Below are 20,502 nucleotides of genomic sequence, written 5' to 3'. Positions count from 1 at the left end.
CCACCCGGGGTTAAGGTCTGTTTTCAAACCGGAGACTGACAATGGCATTGGATGGCAAGATCGCAATTGTAACGGGCGGGGCTCAGGGCATCGGGCTGGCGATAGCAAGGCGCTTTCTGCACGATGGTGCCAGCGTGATGATTGCTGACGTTAATGACAGTCAGGGAGCATCAGCGGTCAAAGAACTTTCGCCACTCGGCAAAGTTCGGTTCTCGTCGACGGATGTCAGCAGCAGGTTGGATGTGCACAATCTTGTCGCGGGGACAATTGAGGCGTTTGGTGATGTGGATGTGCTGGTCAATAATGCCGGTATTGTCCACACGTCAAACTTTCTGGATTTGACCGAAGATGATTTTGACAGGGTTCTGAGGATCAATCTCAAAGGGTCGTTTCTTTGCGGTCAAGCGGTGGCGCGCCACATGGTCGAAAAGATAAAGAACGGAGGGAATGCCGGCTCCATAGTCAATATGTCATCGATCAATGCTGTCGTGGCGCTCCCTGAACAGATCGCTTATTCTGTTTCAAAAGGTGGTGTCACCCAGTTGACGAAGGTAATGGCTCTTTCGCTGGCACCCTATGGGATTCGCGTCAACGCTGTGGGGCCGGGCTCCATCAAAACGCAGATGCTGGATACGGTCAATTCTGATGCCGCAGCCAAGCACAGGATACTGTCCCGTACGCCGTTGGGGCGTATAGGTGAACCTTCCGAAATTGCGGCTGTTGCTGCCTTTCTGGCGTCGGATGATGCAAGCTACATAACGGGGCAAACCATATATGCTGACGGTGGCCGGTTGCCCTTGAATTACACGGTGCCGGTCAATGGATAAATTTCGGCACTGGTGACATCCTACTGACAGAAGGTTGTCAGGAGGGGTATGCCATTATGTCCCCGTAGTCAGAAGGAGACAGGGATATGGCTTACCTCGATTTTGATATTGTACAGAGCGTAAAACATTGGTTTTCCGAGTTTGCAACTCATCGTCAGGAGTTGCGTACTGAACGGCATCTCAATTCGCTGCCGGAATATCTGCTGAAGGATATCGGATGGCCCGATGCTTATGCTGAACGGCTGGCACAGCGCAATTCCGTGCAGCAGGACGATGCGAGGGTCAGTGACCGCCGCATCGGTTCCCAGCCAAGGAAAGCAGATTGGCCCAAGCATTATGAAGTCTTGAAATCGCGTAAAAACAACGTCTTAGAGCTAGGATGCTGAATTTGACAGCCATGGAGGAGGTGGCTTCGATGGAAAAGAAAAGAACAGTAGGACTGGTTTTCGTCGAAGGTTGGGCCGATTGGGAATTTGGTATGTTATCCGGCTCGGTCAACGAATGGTTCGGTGGCCGGGTCGTTTCTCTTTCCCCTTCTGCGGGTCCTCTGAAGTCAATAGGCGGCTTGCGGCTTATTCCCGACCGGGATGCAGCTTCCTCCGAAAATACGGATCTGGATGCCGTTGCAGTTATCGGCTCGGACACTTGGTCGGAGGCGGACGCTCCTGACATATCGCCATTGTTGAAAGATGTTTTGGCGCGAGGTGGAATTGTCGGCGGCATTTGCGCTGGTACGCTTGCATTGGCGCGAGCGGGCCTGTTTTCCGGGCGTAAACACACCAGCAATGGAGCAGGTTGGATCGAGTCGCGGCTCGAATCTTACGCTGGCTCGGAGTTTTATCAGGACGTGCCCCATGCTGTTCGCGATGGCCATGTCGTCAGTGCGGCGGGAACGGCCCCTGGAACCTTTGCAATTGCCTTTTTGGAGGCATTGTTTCCGGAGCAGGCACCTCAGATCGCCGAGATGCGCGACATGATTGGCCGCGAGTTCCAGGCGGGTTAAGAACACTGTTCAGAGAGATTTTGCCATGAAGACATGGACAGATAAATTGAATTCCGGGGTGCAGCATGAGGTCAAACCTGTCCCTGTGAATATTGCCGGTATGAAGATTGGCGAGATGATGCTGGTGCCAACAGCGCGGCAGGTCGACGACTTTATCCGTACATTGCCCAAGGGCAAACAGATGGATATTCAAACACTCCGGCAATCGTTAGCCAAGCAAAATGGAGCCGAGGTGACTTGCCCTATTACTACAGGCTTTCATTTGCGGACCGTGGCAGAAGCTGCTTTTGAAACCTATCAACAAAATGGCGATCTGGATGCCATGACGCCATTCTGGCGTGTCCTGAGCGCTCAAACACCAACCATTTCCAGACTTTCCTTTGGCACGGTCTTTGTGACAGAGCAGCGTCTGAAGGAAGGTTTGAAGGATTAGTTATGCGCAGAGCAGACCGACTTTTCCAGATCGTACAAAAGCTGAGAGGTGGCCGGCTTGTGACCGCCAGGCAGCTTGCAGAGAAGCTTGAAGTATCCGAGCGGACAATTTACCGCGACATTGCCGATTTGCAGTCCACGGGCGTCCCTATTGATGGTGAGGCGGGTGTTGGCTACATCCTGCGAGAAGGCTTTGATCTTCCCCCACTGATGTTTACCCGGGATGAAGTGGTGGCGCTTGTTGCAGGTGCACGGCTGATTACGGCCTGGGGTGGTGCCTCAATGGCCAGAGCGGCTGAAGAAGCAATCATCAAGATCGGAGCAGTCCTGCCGAAGGAAGACAGACCGCGGATCACAAACACACACATCCATGCTTCCGGGACAAATATCAGCGATAGCGCACGTGCATTGATCGACGTTGCGGAGAATGCTGCAGAGCAGTGCCGCGTGCTGTCTATCACCTACACCGACCTTGAGGGTAAGGACAGTACACGGGACATAAGACCGCTTGGACTCTGGTTCTGGGGCAAGGTCTGGACGCTGATCTGCTGGTGCGAGTTGCGTAATGATTTCCGCACATTCCGTATTGACAGGATTACCAAGGTTGAGAAGGCTGACCGGATATTCCGTCAGGAACGGGGTAAAACGCTTGCCGATTTCTACCGGCGCGTGGAACTCAGCGAGACGCCCCACACAGAAGCTCGCGCGTCATAGGAAGAAGTATACTTGTCTACGAGGTTTTGCTGGAGTGCGGCGAAAATTCAGCGCGCGTTAAAACGTACGACAAGAAAAGATGGCCGTTTTCGAGGTTTTCACCGATTGGCTTAAAGCCGATCTTTTCGGCGACGCGTTTGGAACCCTCGTTGGCGGGATCGATATCGGCAATAATGCGATCAGTCAGGCTCGTGTGGAAACCATGTGCAAGAACAGGTTTGGCCGCCTCCGTGGCAATGCCCTTGCCCCATACATGGCGATTGAATCGCCAGCCGATTTCGACATCAGGGCCAGCCGCATTATGAGGAATCAACAGCACCCAACCCAGAAATCTATCAGGATTGCTCTTTTCAAAGATTGACCAGTAACCAAGGTTGTCACCAAAATCGGTTGTCATGCGTTCTGTCAGAAAGCGGCGGTGCCGGTCATCATCATTCCACGGACCGGGCAGGAATTTTGTCACGTCCGGATCGCGATCCATAGTGATGCAATCCTCAAAATCCTTCATGGTGCGGGGTCTTATGAACAGACGCTCGGTTTCGAAGGTCGGCAGCATGGCAAGTATCCTCCACTTACTAAAAAGCCCCGTCAGGAACGGGGCTTTTATTACATAGTCTGCCAGAAGAAGTGGAGACGATTATTCCTCGTCTTCGTCGTCCTGACGGCCCTTCAGGGAAGAAAGCTTGGCGAAAACCTTGTCCGCATCGAGTTCCTGATCCTCTTCGCGCACTGTTGGCTGAATGTCGAGGTTCTCCGTAGCGGAGGCTGGCAGCAGTGTATCGCCACCTTCACCCGGCTGTACCGGACGGTTGCGGGAGGAACGTTCAACTTCAATGTCCAGATCGATCTGCGATGAAAGGCCAAGCGTAACCGGGTCCATTGGCTGCAGATTATTGGAATTCCAATGCGTGCGGTTACGGATCTGTTCGATTGTCGACTTGGTCGTGCCGATCAGGCGCGAAATCTGGGCATCCTTGAGTTCCGGATGGTTGCGAACCAGCCAGAGAATGGCATTGGGACGGTCCTGACGCTTGGATAGCGGTGTATAACGTGGGCCCTTGCGCTTGGTTTCAGGAACGCGAACCTTGGGATCCGAAATCTTCAACTTGTGGTTAGGGTCTTTTTCACCCTTTGCAATTTCTTCACGAGACAATTGCCCAGTGATCAATGGATCAAGACCTTTGATGCCCTGGGCGGATTCGCCATCAGCAATTGCCTTTACTTCAAGCGGGTGCAACGTGCAGAATGCAGCGATCTGATCGAAAGACAGGGCCGTATTATCGACAAGCCAGACGGCCGTTGCCTTTGGCATTAGAAGCTGGGTGGCCATAGATATAGTCCTCTTGTTCGTCCGCTCCGGAGGGGCGGGACGTGGGTTCAACCACAATTTCCGGGATTTCGAGGCGTTATATAACCGTATTTTACCCGATGAGCAAGAATCGCTTTGGGGATTCGTGCCATGTGCCAAATTATGTACCCAACGCAGTCGGGGGTGTTTCATCAAACTGTCATGCAACCGTCATGACGCTGCAACACATGCACGCGATCAGTCTCTTAAAATTAACCGGAGATTGTTCCAATGTCGCATCGTTCTCTTACCCTTGGTCTTTGGACCATTCTGGCAGCTTCCGTGGCAATGCCAGCAATGGCAGAGCCGGTTTTCAACCGGATTGCGAGCTTCCCCGTCGTCTCCAATTTGCCGAAAGATGCAGATCAGTCAAAAGCGACATCTTCGGAAATCATAACCGCTTCGGAAGATGGCAAGACGCTTATCTACTCCGACAGCCCCAATGGCGCGATTGGATTTGTCGATATAACCGATGCTGCAAAGCCGCAGCCGCTTGGACAGCTGAAGATGAATGGCGAGCCGACCTCAGTCGCCGCCGTCGGTGCCAACGTGCTTGCGGCCGTCAACACATCGAAGGACAAGGTAAATCCATCGGGTCGTCTGGATGTGGTTGACCTCGCGTCACGTAAGGTAATCGCTACATGTGATCTTGGCGGGCAGCCGGATTCCGTCGCTATCTCCCCAGATAAAACCTTCGCTGCGATTGCTATTGAAAATGAACGCGACGAAGAACTGAATGATGGCGAAATTCCGCAGCTACCGAGCGGCAATCTCAAAATATTTTCGCTGAAGGACGGCGCACCTGATTGCGCAACTGCGAAGACCGTTGAACTGACCGGGCTTTCCGAAATCGCTCCCGAGGATGCCGAACCTGAGTTCGTCTCGATCAACAGCGAGAATCAGATTGCGGTTACGTTGCAGGAAAATAACCACATCGCCATCGTCGATGCAGCGAGCGGCAAGGTTACCAGTCATTTCTCCGCCGGAACTGTTGATCTCGAAAAGATCGACGTGAAGAATGATGGAGCACTCAAGTTTGATGGCAGTGCGAAGGGCGTACTGAGAGAGCCTGACACCATCAAGTGGCTCGATAATAACCGGATCGTTGTTGCCAATGAAGGTGACTACAAGGGCGGCTCACGCAGCTTCACGATCTTCACCAAAGACGGCAAGGTTGCTTACGAGTCCGGCCCGTCACTGGAACATAAAATTGCCGAGGCTGGCCATTATCCGGACAAGCGCAACAAGAAGGGCGTGGAACTGGAAGGCGCTGAAGTCGGCAAATTCGGCGAAACAAACTACCTCTTCGTTGCCAGCGAACGTGCCTCGATTGTAGGCGTCTACAAAGACACAGGCGCTGAGCCGCAATTCGTGCAATTGCTTGCATCGGGCATTGCCCCGGAGGGCGTTCTGGCTATCCCGTCGCGCAATCTGCTTGTAACCGCAAACGAAGCGGATCTTGTTGAAGATGGCGGTGCGCGGTCCCACGTCATGATCTACGAACTCAAGGATCAGAAGTCGAACTATCCGCAGATCGTTTCAAAGACTAACGATGACGGAACGCCGCTTGGATGGGGTGCCTTGTCGGGTCTCGTTGCTGATCTGAAGGAAGCAGGCAAGCTCTATGCCGTGTCGGACTCGTTCTACTCCGCAGCGCCATCAATCTTTACAATCGATGCAAAGCAGAGCCCGGCAAAAATCACGGAAGCTCTTGTGGTCAAACGCGGTGGGCAGGCAGCCCAGAAGCTTGATCTTGAAGGCATTACCACGGATGGCAATGGCGGTTTCTGGTTGGCCAATGAAGGCGATCAGGCCAAGCTCGTATCGCATGCAATTCTCAACGTGAATGAGAAGGGTGAAATCAAGAAAGAAATCGCTCTTCCAGAAGAGCTTTTGCCAAACCAGGTCCGTTTCGGACTAGAGGGCATTACGCGCACCGGCGAGGGCGATGAGGCAACGTTGTGGATGCCGATCCAACGTGAATGGAAAGACGACGACAAGGGCTTTGTCAAACTGCTGAACTACAACATCAAGGACAAGGCATGGAGCGCTGTTTCTTACCCCTTGGATAAGACTGAAGCAGGCTGGATCGGGCTTTCTGAAATCACGGCACATGAAGGTCAGCTTTATATCATTGAACGCGACAACCAGATCGGCAGCAAGGCTGTGAACAAGCGGCTATATCGCGTAGCGCTTGAAGGCCTCAAGCCTGCCAAGATCGGTGAGAAATTACCGGTTGTCGAAAAAGTGCTCGTGCACGACTTTATTGACGATCTCAAGAGTGCCAATGGCTATGTGCCTGAGAAGCTGGAAGGGTTCGCCATAGATGTTGATGGCAATGGCTACGCCGTGACCGACAATGATGGTGTTGATGACTCTTCGGGCGAAACACTGTTCTTCGGCATAGGCAAGGTTCAGGCTACGAACTGATCACCGCAATATTGAAAAAGGCCGCGCCTATTGCGCGGCCTTTTTGCGCCTCAACCCTTAGCTCACATCGAGCACGATCTTGCCTATATGCTGACCATCTTCCATGCGTTCATGCGCACGCCAGGCCTCATGCAGCGGGTAAACAATGTCGATCACTGGCGCGACTTTGCGTTCTGCCAGAAGCGGCCAGACTTTTACTTCAAGTTCCCGGGCTATCCCGGCCTTGAACTCGATTGTCCGGGTTCTTAGTGTCGAGCCGGTATGCTGCAGTCGTTTTACCATGAGCTTGGTAATATCCGTCGTCGCTTTTGCCCCGTTAAGGAAAGCAATCTGAACGATACGGCCGTCAATCGCCGCCACGTCATAATTGCGTCCGATGTAATCGCCGCCGACCATATCGAGGGTCAGATCAATGCCTCTGCCATCGGTAATCCGCTTAATGACTTCGACAAAATCCTCATCGCGATAGTTGATGGCATGGTCTGCACCGAGCCTGACACACGCTTCACATTTGGCATCGGAGCCAGCTGTCGTAAACACAGTTGCCCCAAAAGCCTTGGCGAGTTGAATGGCAGTCGTACCAATGCCAGATGAACCGCCATGAACGAGAAAGTTCTCGCCGGCTTGCAAAGCACCACGCTCAAAAACATTGTGCCACACGGTAAAAAAGGTCTCTGGAATGGCTGCTGCTTCGATGTAGCCATAGCCCGCCGGAATCGGCAGCGCATTGGTTTCATGAACAGTACAATACTGGGCATAGCCGCCGCCGGGAACCAATGCCGTAATCCGCTCGCCAACACGGAAGCGCGTGACGCCTTCGCCTGTTGCAATGACATCGCCCGCGATTTCCAATCCCGGAATATCGGAGGCTCCCGCAGGCGGTGGATAATGGCCTTGTCTCTGCAAAACGTCAGGGCGGTTAACTCCGGCAGATCGTACCTGCACGAGAAGTTCACCAGGTTTCGGGATGGGAACAGGACGCTCGGCTGTTTTGAGAACCCTTGGACCGCCGGGCGAGCTGATCTCGATTGCCGTCATTACTGTTGGAATCTGTTCAGCCATTATGCACTTCCCTAATATTGATTCGCTGGAATAATTTGCAATTCCAAGCAGTTGGAATGTATCCTATCCCACTAGACCGACAAGTGGAGGAAAGAATGTCACTTTTCGACGAAGAGCCACGACGCAAGACTGTTCATGATATCGGTCAGGACCTGTCTTTGCTTTCCGTGGGAGACATTGATGAACGTATAGCCTTGTTGCGCGGCGAGATTACCCGGCTCGAAGAGGAGCGTTCGCGTAAGGGTGACAGCAAGATGGCTGCGGAAGCCTTTTTTCGTTGAGCGACTTCGATTTGATGCGGGTGCCATGAAGTCTCCGCATTGATAACCGAGACAAAGTTACATCCCGGCCAGTCAAAAGCTGGTTCCAGCCGATTCGTTCGAAGGATCTCTTGTGTTTCGTTCATTCATCCAGGTCTTCGCGCTTTTATGCGGCACATCCTTTCTCGTCATGGCTTCGGGTCTGCATGGCTTGCTGCTGCCATTGCGCGGAGGCGCTGAAGGATTCTCGACGACATCACTTGGTCTGCTGGGAACGGCATGGGCCGGAGGTTTTATAACTGCGTGTTTGCTTGCTCCACGCCTGGTCAGGCGGGTGGGGCATGTGCGTGCTTTCAGTGCTTTTGCGGCGATAGCGGCCATCGTAGCATTGATGACCGGCATTCTGGTGGATTCCACGGCCTGGATCATATTGAGAGCACTCACAGGTTTTGCGATGGCCGGCTCCTACATGGTGATTGAAAGCTGGCTGAACGAACGTGCAACCAATGCCAATCGCGGTCAGATTTTCGGTCTTTATATGGTGGTGAACTTCGGCTCGATAACTGTCGGTCAGCTTATGATCGGTTTTGGGGACGTACATAACGGCACATTCTTCATGCTGTCAGGCATCCTGTTTTGTCTTGCCCTCATTCCAACGGCCATTTCAACGGCGAGCAGTCCGAAACCGCTGACGGAAGTTCAGCTTGATCTGCGGGCACTTTACCGGAATTCCCCTGTGGCTTTCCTTGGCTGTATTCTCATCGGTGTTGCCAATGGTGCATTTGGTACGCTTGGCGCGGTTTATGGCGCGGCGACAGGTATTTCGGTGGGTGAAATCGCATTGATGATGAGTGCGTCCGTTCTGGGCGGTGCGTTGATGCAGATTCCGGTCGGTCGCATGTCTGATCGTACCGATCGGCGTTATGTGCTGGCCTTCGTGGGTGGTGCGGCTGCCTTGATCGGCCTTCTGATTTTCCTTATTGCGCCACGCCACGCCACGATCATTCTGATCATGACTGCGATTTATGGCGGGCTGGCTTATACGCTCTATCCCGTGGCTGTTGCCCACGCCAATGATTTTTCGGACTCTGAAAACTTCGTCAAGGTCACCAGCGGCCTGCTTCTGCTCTACGGTTTCGGCACGATGATCGGTCCGGTCTTGGGTGCTTGGGCCATGGAGACGATCGGCGCGGAAGGCCTGTTTGCAATTACGGCGTTGGCACACGCTACCATCATGTGTCATGCGATCATCCGCTCGCGCATGCGGGCACCTGTGCCGGTGGAACTGAGGGATAATTTTCAGTCAGTACATTCGGAACGTGCAACGCCGGAAGGTGTCAGGCTCGATCCTCGCGCGGAGACCTTACCAGAATAGCGACCAAGACGAAATTCGTTGACATTGCTGGTAATTTAAACCGAAACTCCAGCATGGTCGAAACAGATGCTTTCGTTGCAATTTCTGATCCAAACCGCCGGTACCTTCTGGAGGAGCTGAGGCGGGGCCCAAAAACCGTGAATGAACTTGCATCCGGCCTCCCCATATCGAGACCTGCGGTATCCCAGCACCTCAAGGCCTTGCTGGATGCGCAGCTGGTATCAGTCAAATCCGAAGGTACGCGCCGCATCTACGCGGTCGATGACAGTGGTTTTTTCCATTTAAATTTATGGCTTGATCAATTCTGGAATGAATAGTCCTGGAGACATGAAAACCCGGCTGTCTGACCAGACGTGCCGGGTTTTCGGATCTATCGCTTGATATACTCAAGCGGAATTCGGGGTCTGTTCTGCCTTGCGACCCGGAGTCATTCAGTGGTGAGTGACGAGCGTACGTATTTTTTCGATCTGCTCTTTCAGCACAAGCTTGCGACGCTTGAGGTCGCTAATCTTAAGATCGTCCGTGGCGGGACTTAGCAGGGCATCGGAAATCTCTTTTTCGAGTGCTCCGTGCTTACGTTCAAGCGTTTCAAGATGAGACTCAATGGCCATGCGGCTTCTCCCTTGGTTGGTTTCCTTGCTCGTAATCCTCTGTCGGCCAGTGGGGGCTTTGTGACAGAGCCGTGACACTCTGCCACTACTTCAAGCAATTGTCGAATATGTTTCGCAGGATTTTATTGTCACATGAAATGTGATATTGCGGCATACCGGCAGGTGACAGTGTTGCTCCGGACCGCATTCGACAATTCTACTGCAAAATACCGGGAATCACTGCATGTCCGATCAAGATCAGGCTGACATTCGATTGGCAGTCGCAAGATTGAAGCAAGAGCATCTGGACTTTGATGCAGCCATACAAGCAATGATCCAGGTTGGTTGCGATCAGCTGCGTATCCAGCGCATGAAAAAGAAGAAACTCATTATCAAAGACAAGCTCATCGAGCTTGAAGACAAAATTATCCCGGACATAATAGCCTGATATAAAAGGGCAATCTGCAGTGCTGTGACTTGTGCTTGCAGCCTTCCTGCTTTTGCACTAATCCCCCCATTCCGTTATTAGAGGAAGCTCAATGGCTGATACACGTGCTGACGTAGCAATCATTATGGGAAGCCAGTCCGATTGGGCGACCATGCGTCATGCGGCTGAAACGTTGGACAGCCTGGGTATTTCCCACGACGACAGAATTGTTTCGGCGCACCGGACGCCTGACAGACTGGTGGAATTCGCAAAAACAGCACGCGAAACGGGTTTCAAAGTCATTATTGCGGGTGCTGGCGGTGCTGCACACTTGCCGGGCATGGCCGCATCCATGACGCCTCTGCCAGTGTTTGGCGTTCCGGTGGAGTCGAAAGCACTTTCGGGTCAGGATTCACTTCTTTCCATCGTTCAAATGCCAGCGGGCATACCTGTGGGCACGCTGGCAATTGGCCGGGCAGGCGCAATCAATGCTGCATTGCTGGCGGCGGCGGTTCTGGCTCTGAACGATGCGGAACTGGCAAAGCGGCTTGATGGTTTCCGGCAGGCACAGAGTGAGAAGGTCGCCTTGCGGCCATCCGACGAGGCGTAAGAATGATTTCTGCAGGTTCGACAATCGGTATAATTGGTGGCGGTCAACTCGGGCGTATGCTGGCAATGGCCGCGGCGCGTCTCGGTTACAGGACAGTGATACTGGAACCGCAGGAAGATTGCCCTGCTGCACAGGTCGCAAATGAGGTGATCGTCGCTGCCTATGATGATCCAAATGCCCTGGAGCGATTGGCGGAACTAAGCGATGTCATCACCTACGAGTTCGAGAATGTGCCGGTGGATTCCGCAGAGCTTCTGAGTGAGACCAGACCTGTATTTCCGCCTGCCGAAGCACTGAAAGTTTCGCAGGATCGGGTTACGGAAAAGCGCTTCCTCAACAAGCTTGGTATTCAGACGGCGCAATGGCGCGTTGTTGAGAACGAGGTGGAACTGGAAGCTGCATTGCTTGCATTCGATGGCAAGGGCATCCTCAAGACCCGCCGCTTTGGCTATGATGGAAAAGGCCAGGCGAAGTTTTCGGGTGTGCCGGGCGAGACAGCCAAGGCCGGATTTGCAGCCGTTGGCAATGCGCCTTCGATTCTTGAGGCTCTGGTTGATTTTACACATGAGATTTCGGTCATCGCAGCGCGCGATGAGTCCGGCAACATCCGCATCTATGACATTGCCGAGAACGTCCACAAAGACGGTATTCTCGCCAGCTCCACTGTTCCCGTTTCGGTTTCGTCGACCATTGCTGGTCTGGCAGCCGATGCGGCACGTAAGCTATTGGAAGGATTGAACTATGTCGGTGTTCTCGGCATGGAATTCTTCGCGCTTGCTAATGGGACATTGCTTGCCAATGAGTTTGCACCTCGTGTGCACAATTCCGGGCACTGGACGGAGGCAGCCTGCGCCATTTCGCAATTCGAGCAGCATATACGTGCAATCACCGGCCTTCCGCTTGGCGATACGCGGCGTCATTCCGATTGCGTGATGGAAAATCTCATCGGGGATGACATTGACCGCGTGCCGGACCTGCTTAAGGAAACGGGAGCAGTGATACATCTCTACGGCAAGGCCGAAGCACGCCCCGGCCGCAAGATGGGCCATGTGACTCGTATCACCAAACGCCTCTAATTGCGGGAAAAGACAAGTTTTCTCGCGGAATCATAAGATGAATCGCGGGATGGGAGTTGACAATGCGGGCATTCATTGGCTATTTCCCCGCAACGTGTTTCCGGCGCGCTTTATAGGCGCGCTTTTTATTGGTGCCCGGTTTCGGGCGTAAAGATACCGGTGCTGAAATGAAGATCAAGAATTCGCTTAAGGCTCTCAAGGCCCGTCATCGTGACAATCAGCTGGTCCGTCGCAAGGGCCGCATGTACATCATCAACAAGACTGCTCCGCGCTTTAAAGCACGCCAGGGCTGATCTTTACCGTTTCACGGTTTTTTGCATTTGACGTTTCGCTGATACGGAATAAGCTTCGTATCATGCGGAACGTTTTTGCTATTCTCCTTGTGTCGGTCCTGTCTCTTTCGCCAATGATTTCAATGGCTCAGGAGAGTAGTGACACGCAGGGCAAGGCCAATACGCAGCAGAAATCTCCTTCACAAGAACCATCTCCTACGCTGCAACAGGCAGCATTGCCCGGAAAAACGTTGGCTGAAAAACGCATCGTGCGGCTGGACGAGCTATTCGGTCAATTGAAGCGGGAAAGCAATCCGATGAAAGCATCGCGTATTGCCTCGCAAATCCAGACACAATGGCAGAATTCAGGCAGCGCCAGTATTGACCTTATGATGGGCTGGGCCGCTAAGGCTATGGAAGATAAGAAGTATTCCGTGGCGCTGGACTTTCTCGATCAGGTCATTGTCATGAAGCCGGATTACGCCGAGGGGTGGAATCGCCGTGCTACACTCAATTATGTGACCAATGATTACGGGCGCGCCATGGCAGATATCCAGAAGACGTTGGCGCTTGAACCAAGGCACTTCGGGGCCATGGCAGGCATGGCGGCGATTCTTAAAGAAACCGGTCGAAAGGAAGCTGCGCTAGGGGCGTTTGAGCAGGTTCTCAATGTTTATCCAATGATGCGCGATGCCCAGAGGCAGGCCGGTGAATTGGCTGACGAATTGACCGGCCAACGCACCTGATTTTGGCGCGTTTCTACTAAGGACAACCAGAATACTATTCACGGTTACAATTCTGCTCGCAAATTTTGCTGTTTTGCTCGTAAAACTCACGATTTGGCGTGAAACAGTAATGCTTCTCTTTGGAAGCGGGTTCGTTTCTATCTGTAAGCCTGAAACCGGAACGGAATTTCCCGGGGCGCTATCTGGCAAAAATTCACGGCATGAGCCACGCCCGCCAGCCACGGGCACTGCCGCTGTGAATCGTCCCCGAGGCGCAGAAAGTTGCAGCGATAAACGCCAAAGTAGCAATAGCTTGTTTACACAATCCAGGCACGAAAATTCCGGCGATGCATAAAATGCACGCCGGAATTCATGGATAGTTTATCCGCAAAAGCGGGGATAAATCAGACGCTTGTCAGGCCGTCCGAGCCGATATAGGCAATGCGCAGCATATTGGTCGAGCCAGGTGTGCGTAGCGGTACGCCGGCCGAGATGATGATGCGGTCGCCCGGGTTCCCGAACTCTTCCTGATAGGCAATGTGGCAAGCGCGATCGACCATTTCGTCGAGGTCATAGGCTTCGTCGGTTACAACGCAATGCAACCCCCAAACGAGAGCCAACTTGCGGGCGGTTTCAACCACCGGTGACAGTGCGATGATCGGCAATAGCGGTCGCTCACGGGCGGCGCGCAATGCGGTTGTGCCGGATGCCGTATAGGTGACAATGGCCGAAAGGTTGAGCGTCTCGGCGATCTGGCGCGCAGCCAGCGAAATGGCATCAGCACCGGTCGCATTCGGTTCAGGACGCTGGGCATGAATGATGCCCGGGAAGTTCGGATCGCGCTCAACCTGCTCGGCGATACGCGCCATGGTTGCGACAGCTTCAACAGGATAATCACCGGCTGCAGATTCGGCGGAAAGCATGACCGCATCCGCACCTTCGAACACGGCGGTTGCCACGTCAGAGACTTCCGCGCGGGTTGGCACGGCGGCGGTGATCATCGACTCCAGCATCTGGGTTGCGACGACGACGGGCTTGCCTGCACGGCGGCAGGCACGGATGATCTGCTTCTGAATGCCGGGTACGGATTCCAGCGGCATTTCGACACCGAGATCGCCGCGCGCAACCATGAGCGCATCGGAAAGCTCGATAATTTCGTCGAGGCGGGTAACAGCCTGCGGCTTCTCAATCTTTGAAAGTAGTGCAACGCGGCCACGCGATATCTTGCGAACTTCGGCAAGATCCTCCGGCCGCTGAATAAAGGACAGGGCAACCCAATCGATTTCCTCTTGCAGCACGGCATCAAGATCGCGCCGGTCCTTTTCCGTCAAAGCACCGACATCGAGGGTCGTGTCGGGCAGGCTGACGCCCTTCTTGTCGGAAATCTTTGTTCCCGAAACAACGCGGCAGCGAATCTGGGTACCATCGGAGGCTTCGGCAACAAGCGCCAGCTTGCCATCGTCGATCAGCAGGCGATGCCCGGGCTCGACAGCTTTAAGGATTTCGGGGTGTGGCAGGTAAACGCGGGTATTGTCGCCCAGCGCTTCATTATTATCGAGCGTGAAGGTTTGGCCCGCAACGAGATCGACCTTGCCTTCGGCAAACTTGCCAACGCGCAGCTTCGGTCCCTGCAAATCGGCGAGAATGCCGATGGGGCGCCCAACTTCCTTTTCCACATTTCGCAGACGGCGAACGAGTTCGCGCATCAGGTCGTGGCTGGCATGGCTCATATTGATGCGGAAAACATCGGCGCCGGCTTCGAACAGTTTGCGGATCATGCCTTCGTCGGAGGAAGCGGGACCGAGCGTGGCGAGAATTTTGACCTTGCGGCGACGTCTCATTGAGGAGGGGTATCCGTTACGATTGGAGATGAGGGAGGATTTTCTTCTGTCAGCTGGACCATCCAGCTTGTCTGCTCGCCCGTATCATATTCCTGGAATCCGGAGCGCTGGAACCCGCGCGCGAAACAATCATTGATACCGGTAATCTTGAACTGGTTTTCGGCCACGCACATGTTGATCTTGCCGTCCCAGCGTCCGCCGCTTTGGGCATCTTCGGCATAAAGATAATAATAGCGTGAAGTCAGCGGTCCGACAACCAGCGTGGTGCAGGACGACGCATTGACATGCCACCAGCCTTCGGTAATCCAGCCGGTTTTAGCGCGGTAGCCGAGGGCGACGCCAACGAGATTCTGGGTGGAGTTGCACACGCGAAAATCCGCATGGGCTTTGGTGGGCGTGAAAACGCTCCCCGCTATGAATATGAACAGAAATGCCGCGAGGAAGCTTCCCCATCTTAGCTTTATGCTCATATTCAATATTGCCTCCGTCCGGTCTTCTTGGGTCCCGCCAGCACTTGGATAAGCCATTGGCTTCAGGGCAGGTAGACGAGGTTCCTTTTCCGTAGTTTCGCGAGCATTGTCAACGCGTGAATAAGTCGTAGAGCGATGGCAGGACAAGATTATGATCGGCTGTGCTGTTTTTGGGACGATATGGCTGCTGCTGCAATCTAATCGATTTGTAAAATGTGTCGAGCAATCGGAACAGCCCTCCACTGACCATGCATAAAATTAAGTAGTAGTTTCTTCTTCGCCATCATCTTCGTCTTCATCATCGGACTCAAATACTTCCCACATGAAGGCGTGCAAACGCTCCTCGATACTTTTCTTCGAGGCGCCGGATTTTTCCATCTCACGCTTGATTTTGAAGAACTGGTCTCTATCGGCAGGCGTGAGATACTTGGTGGCGTTTTCTAGCGATGATAGTTGGCTGGACATGCGCGGCTATTACTTTCTTACCCATCACAATGGAAGCATTATATCTTAAGTCAGCCCGCTTAGCTGCTTTTATGAGTGCAATTGCCACGCAGACAATCCCGGCTTGCATTGCGGGCAAGGGCGTGAAAGACAAAAGCGGTCAGATTCACAATGCCAAGAGCCTGTCTTCATGTCCTTCTCCCCTTATCATCTGGTCAATGGCGATTATGTCAAAGGTCTTGTTCTTCTAGCTGATCATGCAAGCCGGGCGCTGCCGGAAGAATATGGTTCGCTGGGGCTGGATGCTTCGCAATTCGAGCGCCATATTGCCTATGATATCGGTGTCGAGGAGCTGACACGTAAACTCGCTGCCATGCTTGGCGTGCCAGCCGTGCTTGGTGGATTTTCGCGCCTGCTGATCGATCCGAACCGGGGTGATGACGACCCGACATTGATCATGCGCCTGTCGGACGGCGCGGTGATTCCGCGAAACAATCCGATGCCTGCCGATGAGCGGCAAAAACGCATCAGTCAATATTACAAGCCCTATCACGATGCGGTTGCCACGGCGATTGGCAGGACAGTCGAGGCAAGCGGCAATGCGCCTTTGGTCATCTCGATCCATTCGTTTACCGCCTTCTGGAAGCAGACGCCACGGCCATGGCATGCGGGAATTCTATGGGACAAGGACCCGCGCGCCGTACTGCCTTTGCTGGCAGGTCTAAGGGCCGACCCGCTGCTGGTCGTAGGTGACAATGAGCCTTATGACGGGGCTTTGAAGGGCGATACAATGTATAAACACTGTATCCTGCCGGGTTATGCCCATGCGTTGATCGAGGTGCGTCAAGACCTGATTGGCGATGATGCGGGCACAACGCTTTGGGCGGAACGGTTAGGGCCAATCCTTGAAGGAATGAATTCGACACCTGATATGCACAAGGTGCGCCATTATGGTTCAAGAACCGGCGCAATCGAGGAGATCTATCATGACTGACCTGAGCCGCGAGCAGCAGACGGAGCTTGAAGCGGCGGCCTTTCGCCGTCTGGTGGAACATTTGCGGACACGCAACGATGTGCAGAACATTGACCTGATGAATCTTGCCGGGTTTTGCCGCAACTGCCTGTCCAACTGGTATAGGGAGGCGGCGGAAACCTCGGGGCTGGAGATCAGCAAGGAGGAGTCGCGCGAAATCATCTATGGCGAACCCTATGCGCAATGGCAGGCAAAACATCAACGCGAAGCAAGCGATGCTGCCAAAGTCGCCTTCGAGACAAACAAGCCCGGCCATTGAAAATGGTCAGGATGGTGTTTGACCGGACTCTATTTCCTTGACTCTTTGGTCCTTCGTCGGGCATCGGAACGCTCCGCGCGGCTTTTCCCCGAGTCGCCCAGTTTAAGTTTTACGGAGTGAGATATGAGCATGGATGATTTGGGCGCACAGGGTGGTGTCGAAGGTGTTGCGGCAGCTGAATTGCGGCAGTTCATTGAGCGCATAGAGCGCCTCGAAGAAGAAAAGACCACCCTTTCCGACGATATCAAGGAAGTGATGGCCGAAGCCAAGGGGCGCGGCTATGACACGAAAATCATCCGCACGATCGTTCGTCTTCGCAAAAAGGACGCCAACGAGCGTAAGGAAGAAGAAGCGATTCTCGAACTGTATATGAACGCACTCGGTATGGAGTGATGGTCGCTGCCTGAGGTGGGCTTGATCGCAACGGCGGTCTTGCGCATGCGGGCAGAATGGAACCGGAGGAAATGAATGCTACGTATTATTGTCTGCATCATGACCTTGATGGCGACGGCGAATATTGCCGCCGCCGAGCAAACCCACCGCATGCTCATCATCAATGAGGTGGGGAAAACAATGGCCGGGCTCGATATAGCGCCGACCAAAACCCCGGCGGTGAACCAGAACGTCCTTGTCGATCGCGATATTGAAGGCATCGGCCAGGCCGAAGTGACTTTCAAGGGACCAGATGGCGAATGTATTTTTACGCTGATGGCCGTGTTCAGCGATGACCAGATTGTCGTCAGTGATCCGGTGAATGTCTGCAAGACTGATACATTCGCGTTCAAGCCCTGAAGCGCCTTCCAATGATGGAGCGCCCTCCGTATCACATCGCGTTAGAACGTACGCAGATTTTGCAGATGCTGAGCGCGTTCGACCCAAGAGTTGCAGGCACACCGCCTTTAGGTATCGCAGTTGAAACCAGTGATATCGACATTCTGTGCCATGTAACTGACCAGCCGGCGTTCATGGAGGCGGTGCGCAATATTGTGTCGTCGCTTGAGGACTTTCGGATCGAGCAGTGGATGCATGGTCAGCGCCCCATTATTGCATCATTCCAAGGAGAGGGCTGGGAGTTTGAAATATTTGCCAGCCCTGAGCCAGTCGACAGGCAGGCGGGATGGCGGCATTTCTGTATTGAGGCTCGTCTGCTTGATCTGGGTGGTGAAGCCTTCCGGGGTCGCGTGATGGAATTACGCCACTCCGGCTTGAAAACCGAACCGGCATTTGCAAAGGCGCTTGGTCTGACCGGCGATCCTTACATCGGGCTCTTTGAGCTTGAAGGGCTGGCAGACGATGCTCTCAACGAGCGATTGGCAGCAATCCAAGGTTGATGCGCCGGTTGCCGGAAAATTTTTTCGCGCAAACTTGGTCTTTAAAATCAATTACTTAATCTGAAACTTCCAGCACAACGTGTGGCGGGCCGCAATTAATTGCGGCTGTTCCACTTTACATTTTTCTTATTAAGGATATTAAATGTCCTTAAGGATACAAAATATCCGTAATTGACGAATGGAGAACCAGATGACGCAGCGCCTTAACTACATTCAGCAGTCCCCTGAGCAGTTCAAAAAGTTCATGGATTTCAGCATGTCTCTCAAAGACAGTGCCATTGAAGAAAAGATTCAGGACCTCGTTCATATCCGTGCTTCGCAGTTGAATGGCTGTGCCTTCTGTCTGGATATGCACGTCAAGCAGGCCAAGATGCATGGCGAAACCGAGCTTCGCCTTTATCACGTTGCCATCTGGCGCGAGTCGACACTTTTTGCCCCGCGTGAACGTGCGGCTTTGGCTTGGGCGGAAATCTTGACGAAGCTGCCCGAGCAGGGTGTGCCGGACGATGTTTACGAGCGCGTTCGTGGTCAGCTTTCAGAGAAGGAATTGTCTGATCTGACCTATACAATCATGGCCATCAACGCCTGGAACCGCGCCAATGTTGCTTTCAGAACTGTGCCGGGTTCATCCGACAAGGCTTTCGGCCTTGATAAGGCTGGTTTGAATTAAGCCGACTAAATATCAATTGTTTTCTGCCCGGTTGACGGGTTGGAAGGGGAGAGTGCCATGAAAATCGTTATTATTGGCGGAACGGGTCTGATTGGATCAAAGACGGTCGAACGTCTGCGCAAAAAAGAGCATGATGTTATAGCGGCTTCGCCGAACACCGGCGTCAATACGATAACAGGTGAAGGCTTGGCCGACGCGCTTGCCGGCGCGGATGTCGTTCTTGATCTGGCCAATTCGCCGTCGTTTGCAGACAAAGATGTTCTCGAATTCTTCCAGACCGCGGGTAAAAACCTGCTTGCCGCAGAAGCGGCAGCGGGCGTGAAACATCACATTGCACTGTCCGTGGTGGGTACAGAACGCTTGCAGGAGAGCGGCTATTTTCGCGGTAAGCTTGCACAGGAGCAGCTGATCAGAAAATCGCCAATTCCCTATACGATCGTTCATTCCACGCAGTTTTTTGAATTCCTCAGCGGTATCGCTGAATCGGGCACTGTGGGGGACAAGGTGCACCTCTCGCCAGCCTATGTGCAGCCGATTGCATCGGATGATGTCGCCGATGCCATGACGGATGTAGCCCTTGCGCCGCCTGTGATTGGAACAATTGAAATTGCCGGGCCGGAAAAAGTGCGTCTCAGCGAGCTGGTGGGACGTTACCTGAAGGCAACGAACGATCCAAGAAAGGTCGAAGTCGATGAACATGCCCGATATTTCGGTGCGGAACTGAACGATGCATCGCTGGTGCCGGGTCTCAGTCCGCGGCTTGGATCAATCGGCTTTGAAGAGTGGTTTGCAACGGCACCGCGCCGGAAATGACCTTCAGCATAATTCACAAACGACAAAGGAAACGACCATGATCAGAACTGCAATAGCGGCCACGGCACTTGGACTGCTGCTCGTAACCGGAGCGGCAGCCCATGACGAAGGTAAAGACGCGAAAGTCACCATCGTCTATGAACATGAGCTTCCCAATGCTCCGGGCAAAAGCATCAAGGGGATTCTCGTCGAGTATGGCCCGGGTGGCTCGTCTCCCGGCCACACTCATCCAACCTCTGCATTCATCTATGCGACTGTCCTGACCGGCGCTATCCGAAGCCAGGTCAATGATGGTCCGGTTAAGGTTTACAAGGCCGGTGAGAATTTCTCCGAAATGCCGGGTGATCGTCATGGCGTCAGCGCCAATGACAGCAAGAGCGAACCTGCTTCCCTTCTGGCAGTATTTGTCGTCGATACGGACGAGAAGACACCTCTGACCACCCCGATCAAGTGATCTCCACCTGCCGATGACAAAGGCCCGGGCCGGCAT

The 20,502-nt window shown here is 53.5% G+C and carries 29 protein-coding genes; 22 read left to right on the top strand and 7 right to left on the bottom strand.

What is annotated here, in order from left to right:
• The first annotated feature begins 41 nt into the window (after positions 1-41).
• The 5 genes from PMI41_RS21200 (at position 42) to PMI41_RS21180 (ending at position 2,976) form a co-directional block, all read left to right on the top strand.
• Positions 42-827, top strand: a complete 786-nt coding sequence (locus tag PMI41_RS21200) for an SDR family NAD(P)-dependent oxidoreductase (RefSeq protein WP_008128282.1) — start codon at positions 42-44, stop codon at positions 825-827.
• An 86-nt stretch (positions 828-913) separates the two neighbouring features.
• On the top strand, positions 914-1,213 hold the full coding sequence (locus PMI41_RS25120) for a hypothetical protein (RefSeq protein WP_008128281.1): 300 nt from the start codon (positions 914-916) through the stop codon (positions 1,211-1,213).
• 29 nt (positions 1,214-1,242) lie between these two features.
• Positions 1,243-1,830: a DJ-1/PfpI family protein gene (locus PMI41_RS21190; protein WP_008128278.1), complete on the top strand. Its 588-nt coding sequence runs from the start codon at positions 1,243-1,245 to the stop codon at positions 1,828-1,830.
• A gap of 25 nt (positions 1,831-1,855) precedes the next feature.
• Positions 1,856-2,263 carry a hypothetical protein gene (locus tag PMI41_RS21185; RefSeq protein WP_008128276.1) on the top strand — a complete coding sequence of 136 codons (408 nt, stop codon included), beginning with the start codon at positions 1,856-1,858 and terminating at the stop codon, positions 2,261-2,263.
• Between the two features lie 2 nt (positions 2,264-2,265).
• Positions 2,266-2,976: a YafY family protein gene (locus tag PMI41_RS21180; protein WP_008128274.1), complete on the top strand. Its 711-nt coding sequence runs from the start codon at positions 2,266-2,268 to the stop codon at positions 2,974-2,976.
• A 16-nt stretch (positions 2,977-2,992) separates the two neighbouring features.
• On the opposite strand, the gene PMI41_RS21175 is transcribed toward PMI41_RS21180, so the two are convergent.
• Together PMI41_RS21175 and PMI41_RS21170 are read right to left on the bottom strand one after the other, a co-directional pair.
• Positions 2,993-3,532 (bottom strand): GNAT family N-acetyltransferase, encoded by a 540-nt coding sequence (locus PMI41_RS21175; protein WP_008128272.1) that lies wholly within the window; start codon positions 3,530-3,532, stop codon positions 2,993-2,995.
• 81 nt (positions 3,533-3,613) lie between these two features.
• Positions 3,614-4,306: a DUF1013 domain-containing protein gene (locus PMI41_RS21170; RefSeq protein WP_008128269.1), complete on the bottom strand. Its 693-nt coding sequence runs from the start codon at positions 4,304-4,306 to the stop codon at positions 3,614-3,616.
• A gap of 249 nt (positions 4,307-4,555) precedes the next feature.
• Here PMI41_RS21170 and PMI41_RS21165 point away from each other — a divergent pair, with 249 nt between their 5' ends.
• A complete protein-coding gene (locus tag PMI41_RS21165) occupies positions 4,556-6,754 on the top strand; it encodes an esterase-like activity of phytase family protein (protein ID WP_008128268.1) in 2,199 nt (732 codons plus the stop codon).
• A gap of 57 nt (positions 6,755-6,811) precedes the next feature.
• Here the strand turns inward: PMI41_RS21165 and PMI41_RS21160 are convergent, their stop codons facing one another.
• Positions 6,812-7,816: an NAD(P)H-quinone oxidoreductase gene (locus PMI41_RS21160; protein WP_008128267.1), complete on the bottom strand. Its 1,005-nt coding sequence runs from the start codon at positions 7,814-7,816 to the stop codon at positions 6,812-6,814.
• 95 nt (positions 7,817-7,911) lie between these two features.
• Here PMI41_RS21160 and PMI41_RS21155 point away from each other — a divergent pair, with 95 nt between their 5' ends.
• The 3 genes from PMI41_RS21155 (at position 7,912) to PMI41_RS21145 (ending at position 9,768) form a co-directional block, all read left to right on the top strand.
• Positions 7,912-8,097, top strand: coding sequence for a DUF1192 domain-containing protein (locus tag PMI41_RS21155; RefSeq protein WP_008128265.1), 186 nt, complete (start codon positions 7,912-7,914; stop codon positions 8,095-8,097).
• Between the two features lie 112 nt (positions 8,098-8,209).
• Positions 8,210-9,451, top strand: coding sequence for an MFS transporter (locus PMI41_RS21150; RefSeq protein ID WP_008128264.1), 1,242 nt, complete (start codon positions 8,210-8,212; stop codon positions 9,449-9,451).
• Between the two features lie 53 nt (positions 9,452-9,504).
• The gene (locus PMI41_RS21145; RefSeq protein ID WP_008128262.1) at positions 9,505-9,768 is read left to right on the top strand and encodes a metalloregulator ArsR/SmtB family transcription factor; all 264 of its coding nucleotides are present in this window, start codon (positions 9,505-9,507) and stop codon (positions 9,766-9,768) included.
• A 114-nt stretch (positions 9,769-9,882) separates the two neighbouring features.
• Here PMI41_RS21145 and PMI41_RS21140 read toward each other — a convergent pair whose 3' ends face one another.
• Entirely contained in the window at positions 9,883-10,062 is a 180-nt protein-coding gene (locus PMI41_RS21140) for a DUF465 domain-containing protein (protein ID WP_008128261.1), read from the bottom strand.
• Between the two features lie 223 nt (positions 10,063-10,285).
• On the opposite strand from PMI41_RS21140, the gene PMI41_RS21135 reads away from it, so the two are divergent.
• From PMI41_RS21135 to PMI41_RS21115, 5 genes are all read left to right on the top strand, one after another.
• Positions 10,286-10,489, top strand: a complete 204-nt coding sequence (locus PMI41_RS21135) for a DUF465 domain-containing protein (protein WP_008128260.1) — start codon at positions 10,286-10,288, stop codon at positions 10,487-10,489.
• A gap of 91 nt (positions 10,490-10,580) precedes the next feature.
• Positions 10,581-11,078 (top strand): 5-(carboxyamino)imidazole ribonucleotide mutase, encoded by a 498-nt coding sequence (purE, locus tag PMI41_RS21130; protein WP_008128258.1) that lies wholly within the window; start codon positions 10,581-10,583, stop codon positions 11,076-11,078.
• A 2-nt stretch (positions 11,079-11,080) separates the two neighbouring features.
• A complete protein-coding gene (locus tag PMI41_RS21125; protein WP_008128256.1) occupies positions 11,081-12,154 on the top strand; it encodes a 5-(carboxyamino)imidazole ribonucleotide synthase in 1,074 nt (357 codons plus the stop codon).
• A 167-nt stretch (positions 12,155-12,321) separates the two neighbouring features.
• Positions 12,322-12,447, top strand: coding sequence for a type B 50S ribosomal protein L36 (gene ykgO, locus PMI41_RS21120; protein WP_040856283.1), 126 nt, complete (start codon positions 12,322-12,324; stop codon positions 12,445-12,447).
• A gap of 62 nt (positions 12,448-12,509) precedes the next feature.
• Positions 12,510-13,172 (top strand): hypothetical protein, encoded by a 663-nt coding sequence (locus tag PMI41_RS21115; protein ID WP_008128255.1) that lies wholly within the window; start codon positions 12,510-12,512, stop codon positions 13,170-13,172.
• Positions 13,173-13,555: 383 nt separating this feature from the next.
• On the opposite strand, the gene pyk is transcribed toward PMI41_RS21115, so the two are convergent.
• From pyk to PMI41_RS21100, 3 genes are all read right to left on the bottom strand, one after another.
• On the bottom strand, positions 13,556-14,992 hold the full coding sequence (gene pyk, locus PMI41_RS21110; protein ID WP_008128253.1) for a pyruvate kinase: 1,437 nt from the start codon (positions 14,990-14,992) through the stop codon (positions 13,556-13,558).
• Positions 14,989-15,462, bottom strand: coding sequence for a DUF1036 domain-containing protein (locus PMI41_RS21105; RefSeq protein ID WP_008128251.1), 474 nt, complete (start codon positions 15,460-15,462; stop codon positions 14,989-14,991). The genes pyk and PMI41_RS21105 overlap by 4 nt, the downstream gene beginning before the upstream one ends.
• Before the next feature lie 258 nt (positions 15,463-15,720).
• Complete coding sequence (locus PMI41_RS21100) at positions 15,721-15,927, bottom strand: hypothetical protein (protein ID WP_008128249.1); 207 nt, start codon at positions 15,925-15,927, stop codon at positions 15,721-15,723.
• 169 nt (positions 15,928-16,096) lie between these two features.
• On the opposite strand from PMI41_RS21100, the gene PMI41_RS21095 reads away from it, so the two are divergent.
• The 8 genes from PMI41_RS21095 to PMI41_RS21060 all read left to right on the top strand — a co-directional run bounded on the left by PMI41_RS21095 (position 16,097) and on the right by PMI41_RS21060 (position 20,466).
• Positions 16,097-16,900 (top strand): N-formylglutamate amidohydrolase, encoded by an 804-nt coding sequence (locus PMI41_RS21095; RefSeq protein WP_008128244.1) that lies wholly within the window; start codon positions 16,097-16,099, stop codon positions 16,898-16,900.
• Complete coding sequence (locus PMI41_RS21090; protein WP_008128243.1) at positions 16,893-17,198, top strand: DUF1244 domain-containing protein; 306 nt, start codon at positions 16,893-16,895, stop codon at positions 17,196-17,198. Before PMI41_RS21095 ends, PMI41_RS21090 begins: the two co-directional genes overlap by 8 nt.
• 129 nt (positions 17,199-17,327) lie before the next feature.
• The gene (locus PMI41_RS21085) at positions 17,328-17,591 is read left to right on the top strand and encodes a DUF2312 domain-containing protein (RefSeq protein WP_040856131.1); all 264 of its coding nucleotides are present in this window, start codon (positions 17,328-17,330) and stop codon (positions 17,589-17,591) included.
• Positions 17,592-17,666: 75 nt separating this feature from the next.
• A complete protein-coding gene (locus tag PMI41_RS21080) occupies positions 17,667-17,990 on the top strand; it encodes a hypothetical protein (protein ID WP_008128239.1) in 324 nt (107 codons plus the stop codon).
• Between the two features lie 11 nt (positions 17,991-18,001).
• On the top strand, positions 18,002-18,529 hold the full coding sequence (locus PMI41_RS21075) for a DUF4269 domain-containing protein (RefSeq protein WP_008128238.1): 528 nt from the start codon (positions 18,002-18,004) through the stop codon (positions 18,527-18,529).
• A 190-nt stretch (positions 18,530-18,719) separates the two neighbouring features.
• Positions 18,720-19,199 carry a carboxymuconolactone decarboxylase family protein gene (locus tag PMI41_RS21070; protein ID WP_008128237.1) on the top strand — a complete coding sequence of 160 codons (480 nt, stop codon included), beginning with the start codon at positions 18,720-18,722 and terminating at the stop codon, positions 19,197-19,199.
• A gap of 57 nt (positions 19,200-19,256) precedes the next feature.
• Positions 19,257-20,012, top strand: a complete 756-nt coding sequence (locus PMI41_RS21065; protein ID WP_008128236.1) for an SDR family oxidoreductase — start codon at positions 19,257-19,259, stop codon at positions 20,010-20,012.
• 37 nt (positions 20,013-20,049) lie between these two features.
• Positions 20,050-20,466 carry a cupin domain-containing protein gene (locus tag PMI41_RS21060; RefSeq protein WP_008128235.1) on the top strand — a complete coding sequence of 139 codons (417 nt, stop codon included), beginning with the start codon at positions 20,050-20,052 and terminating at the stop codon, positions 20,464-20,466.
• Positions 20,467-20,502: the final 36 nt, after the last annotated feature.

This window comes from Phyllobacterium sp. YR531, from assembly GCF_000282595.1.
In the GTDB taxonomy this organism is placed as follows: domain Bacteria; phylum Pseudomonadota; class Alphaproteobacteria; order Rhizobiales; family Rhizobiaceae; genus Phyllobacterium.
The sequence above is the reverse complement of the archived record's forward strand: the minus strand, read 5'-3'. Positions and strand labels throughout refer to the sequence as shown.

Coding starts and splice junctions, on each gene's coding strand:
- PMI41_RS21200 (WP_008128282.1), top strand. CDS start 42: ATGGCATTGGATGGCAAGATCGCAATTGTAACGGGCGGGGCTCAGGGC.
- PMI41_RS25120 (WP_008128281.1), top strand. CDS start 914: ATGGCTTACCTCGATTTTGATATTGTACAGAGCGTAAAACATTGGTTT.
- PMI41_RS21190 (WP_008128278.1), top strand. CDS start 1,243: ATGGAAAAGAAAAGAACAGTAGGACTGGTTTTCGTCGAAGGTTGGGCC.
- PMI41_RS21185 (WP_008128276.1), top strand. CDS start 1,856: ATGAAGACATGGACAGATAAATTGAATTCCGGGGTGCAGCATGAGGTC.
- PMI41_RS21180 (WP_008128274.1), top strand. CDS start 2,266: ATGCGCAGAGCAGACCGACTTTTCCAGATCGTACAAAAGCTGAGAGGT.
- PMI41_RS21175 (WP_008128272.1), bottom strand. CDS start 3,532: ATGCTGCCGACCTTCGAAACCGAGCGTCTGTTCATAAGACCCCGCACC.
- PMI41_RS21170 (WP_008128269.1), bottom strand. CDS start 4,306: ATGGCCACCCAGCTTCTAATGCCAAAGGCAACGGCCGTCTGGCTTGTC.
- PMI41_RS21165 (WP_008128268.1), top strand. CDS start 4,556: ATGTCGCATCGTTCTCTTACCCTTGGTCTTTGGACCATTCTGGCAGCT.
- PMI41_RS21160 (WP_008128267.1), bottom strand. CDS start 7,816: ATGGCTGAACAGATTCCAACAGTAATGACGGCAATCGAGATCAGCTCG.
- PMI41_RS21155 (WP_008128265.1), top strand. CDS start 7,912: ATGTCACTTTTCGACGAAGAGCCACGACGCAAGACTGTTCATGATATC.
- PMI41_RS21145 (WP_008128262.1), top strand. CDS start 9,505: ATGGTCGAAACAGATGCTTTCGTTGCAATTTCTGATCCAAACCGCCGG.
- PMI41_RS21140 (WP_008128261.1), bottom strand. CDS start 10,062: ATGGCCATTGAGTCTCATCTTGAAACGCTTGAACGTAAGCACGGAGCA.
- PMI41_RS21135 (WP_008128260.1), top strand. CDS start 10,286: ATGTCCGATCAAGATCAGGCTGACATTCGATTGGCAGTCGCAAGATTG.
- purE (WP_008128258.1), top strand. CDS start 10,581: ATGGCTGATACACGTGCTGACGTAGCAATCATTATGGGAAGCCAGTCC.
- PMI41_RS21125 (WP_008128256.1), top strand. CDS start 11,081: ATGATTTCTGCAGGTTCGACAATCGGTATAATTGGTGGCGGTCAACTC.
- ykgO (WP_040856283.1), top strand. CDS start 12,322: ATGAAGATCAAGAATTCGCTTAAGGCTCTCAAGGCCCGTCATCGTGAC.
- PMI41_RS21115 (WP_008128255.1), top strand. CDS start 12,510: ATGCGGAACGTTTTTGCTATTCTCCTTGTGTCGGTCCTGTCTCTTTCG.
- pyk (WP_008128253.1), bottom strand. CDS start 14,992: ATGAGACGTCGCCGCAAGGTCAAAATTCTCGCCACGCTCGGTCCCGCT.
- PMI41_RS21105 (WP_008128251.1), bottom strand. CDS start 15,462: ATGAGCATAAAGCTAAGATGGGGAAGCTTCCTCGCGGCATTTCTGTTC.
- PMI41_RS21100 (WP_008128249.1), bottom strand. CDS start 15,927: ATGTCCAGCCAACTATCATCGCTAGAAAACGCCACCAAGTATCTCACG.
- PMI41_RS21095 (WP_008128244.1), top strand. CDS start 16,097: ATGTCCTTCTCCCCTTATCATCTGGTCAATGGCGATTATGTCAAAGGT.
- PMI41_RS21090 (WP_008128243.1), top strand. CDS start 16,893: ATGACTGACCTGAGCCGCGAGCAGCAGACGGAGCTTGAAGCGGCGGCC.
- PMI41_RS21085 (WP_040856131.1), top strand. CDS start 17,328: ATGGATGATTTGGGCGCACAGGGTGGTGTCGAAGGTGTTGCGGCAGCT.
- PMI41_RS21080 (WP_008128239.1), top strand. CDS start 17,667: ATGCTACGTATTATTGTCTGCATCATGACCTTGATGGCGACGGCGAAT.
- PMI41_RS21075 (WP_008128238.1), top strand. CDS start 18,002: ATGATGGAGCGCCCTCCGTATCACATCGCGTTAGAACGTACGCAGATT.
- PMI41_RS21070 (WP_008128237.1), top strand. CDS start 18,720: ATGACGCAGCGCCTTAACTACATTCAGCAGTCCCCTGAGCAGTTCAAA.
- PMI41_RS21065 (WP_008128236.1), top strand. CDS start 19,257: ATGAAAATCGTTATTATTGGCGGAACGGGTCTGATTGGATCAAAGACG.
- PMI41_RS21060 (WP_008128235.1), top strand. CDS start 20,050: ATGATCAGAACTGCAATAGCGGCCACGGCACTTGGACTGCTGCTCGTA.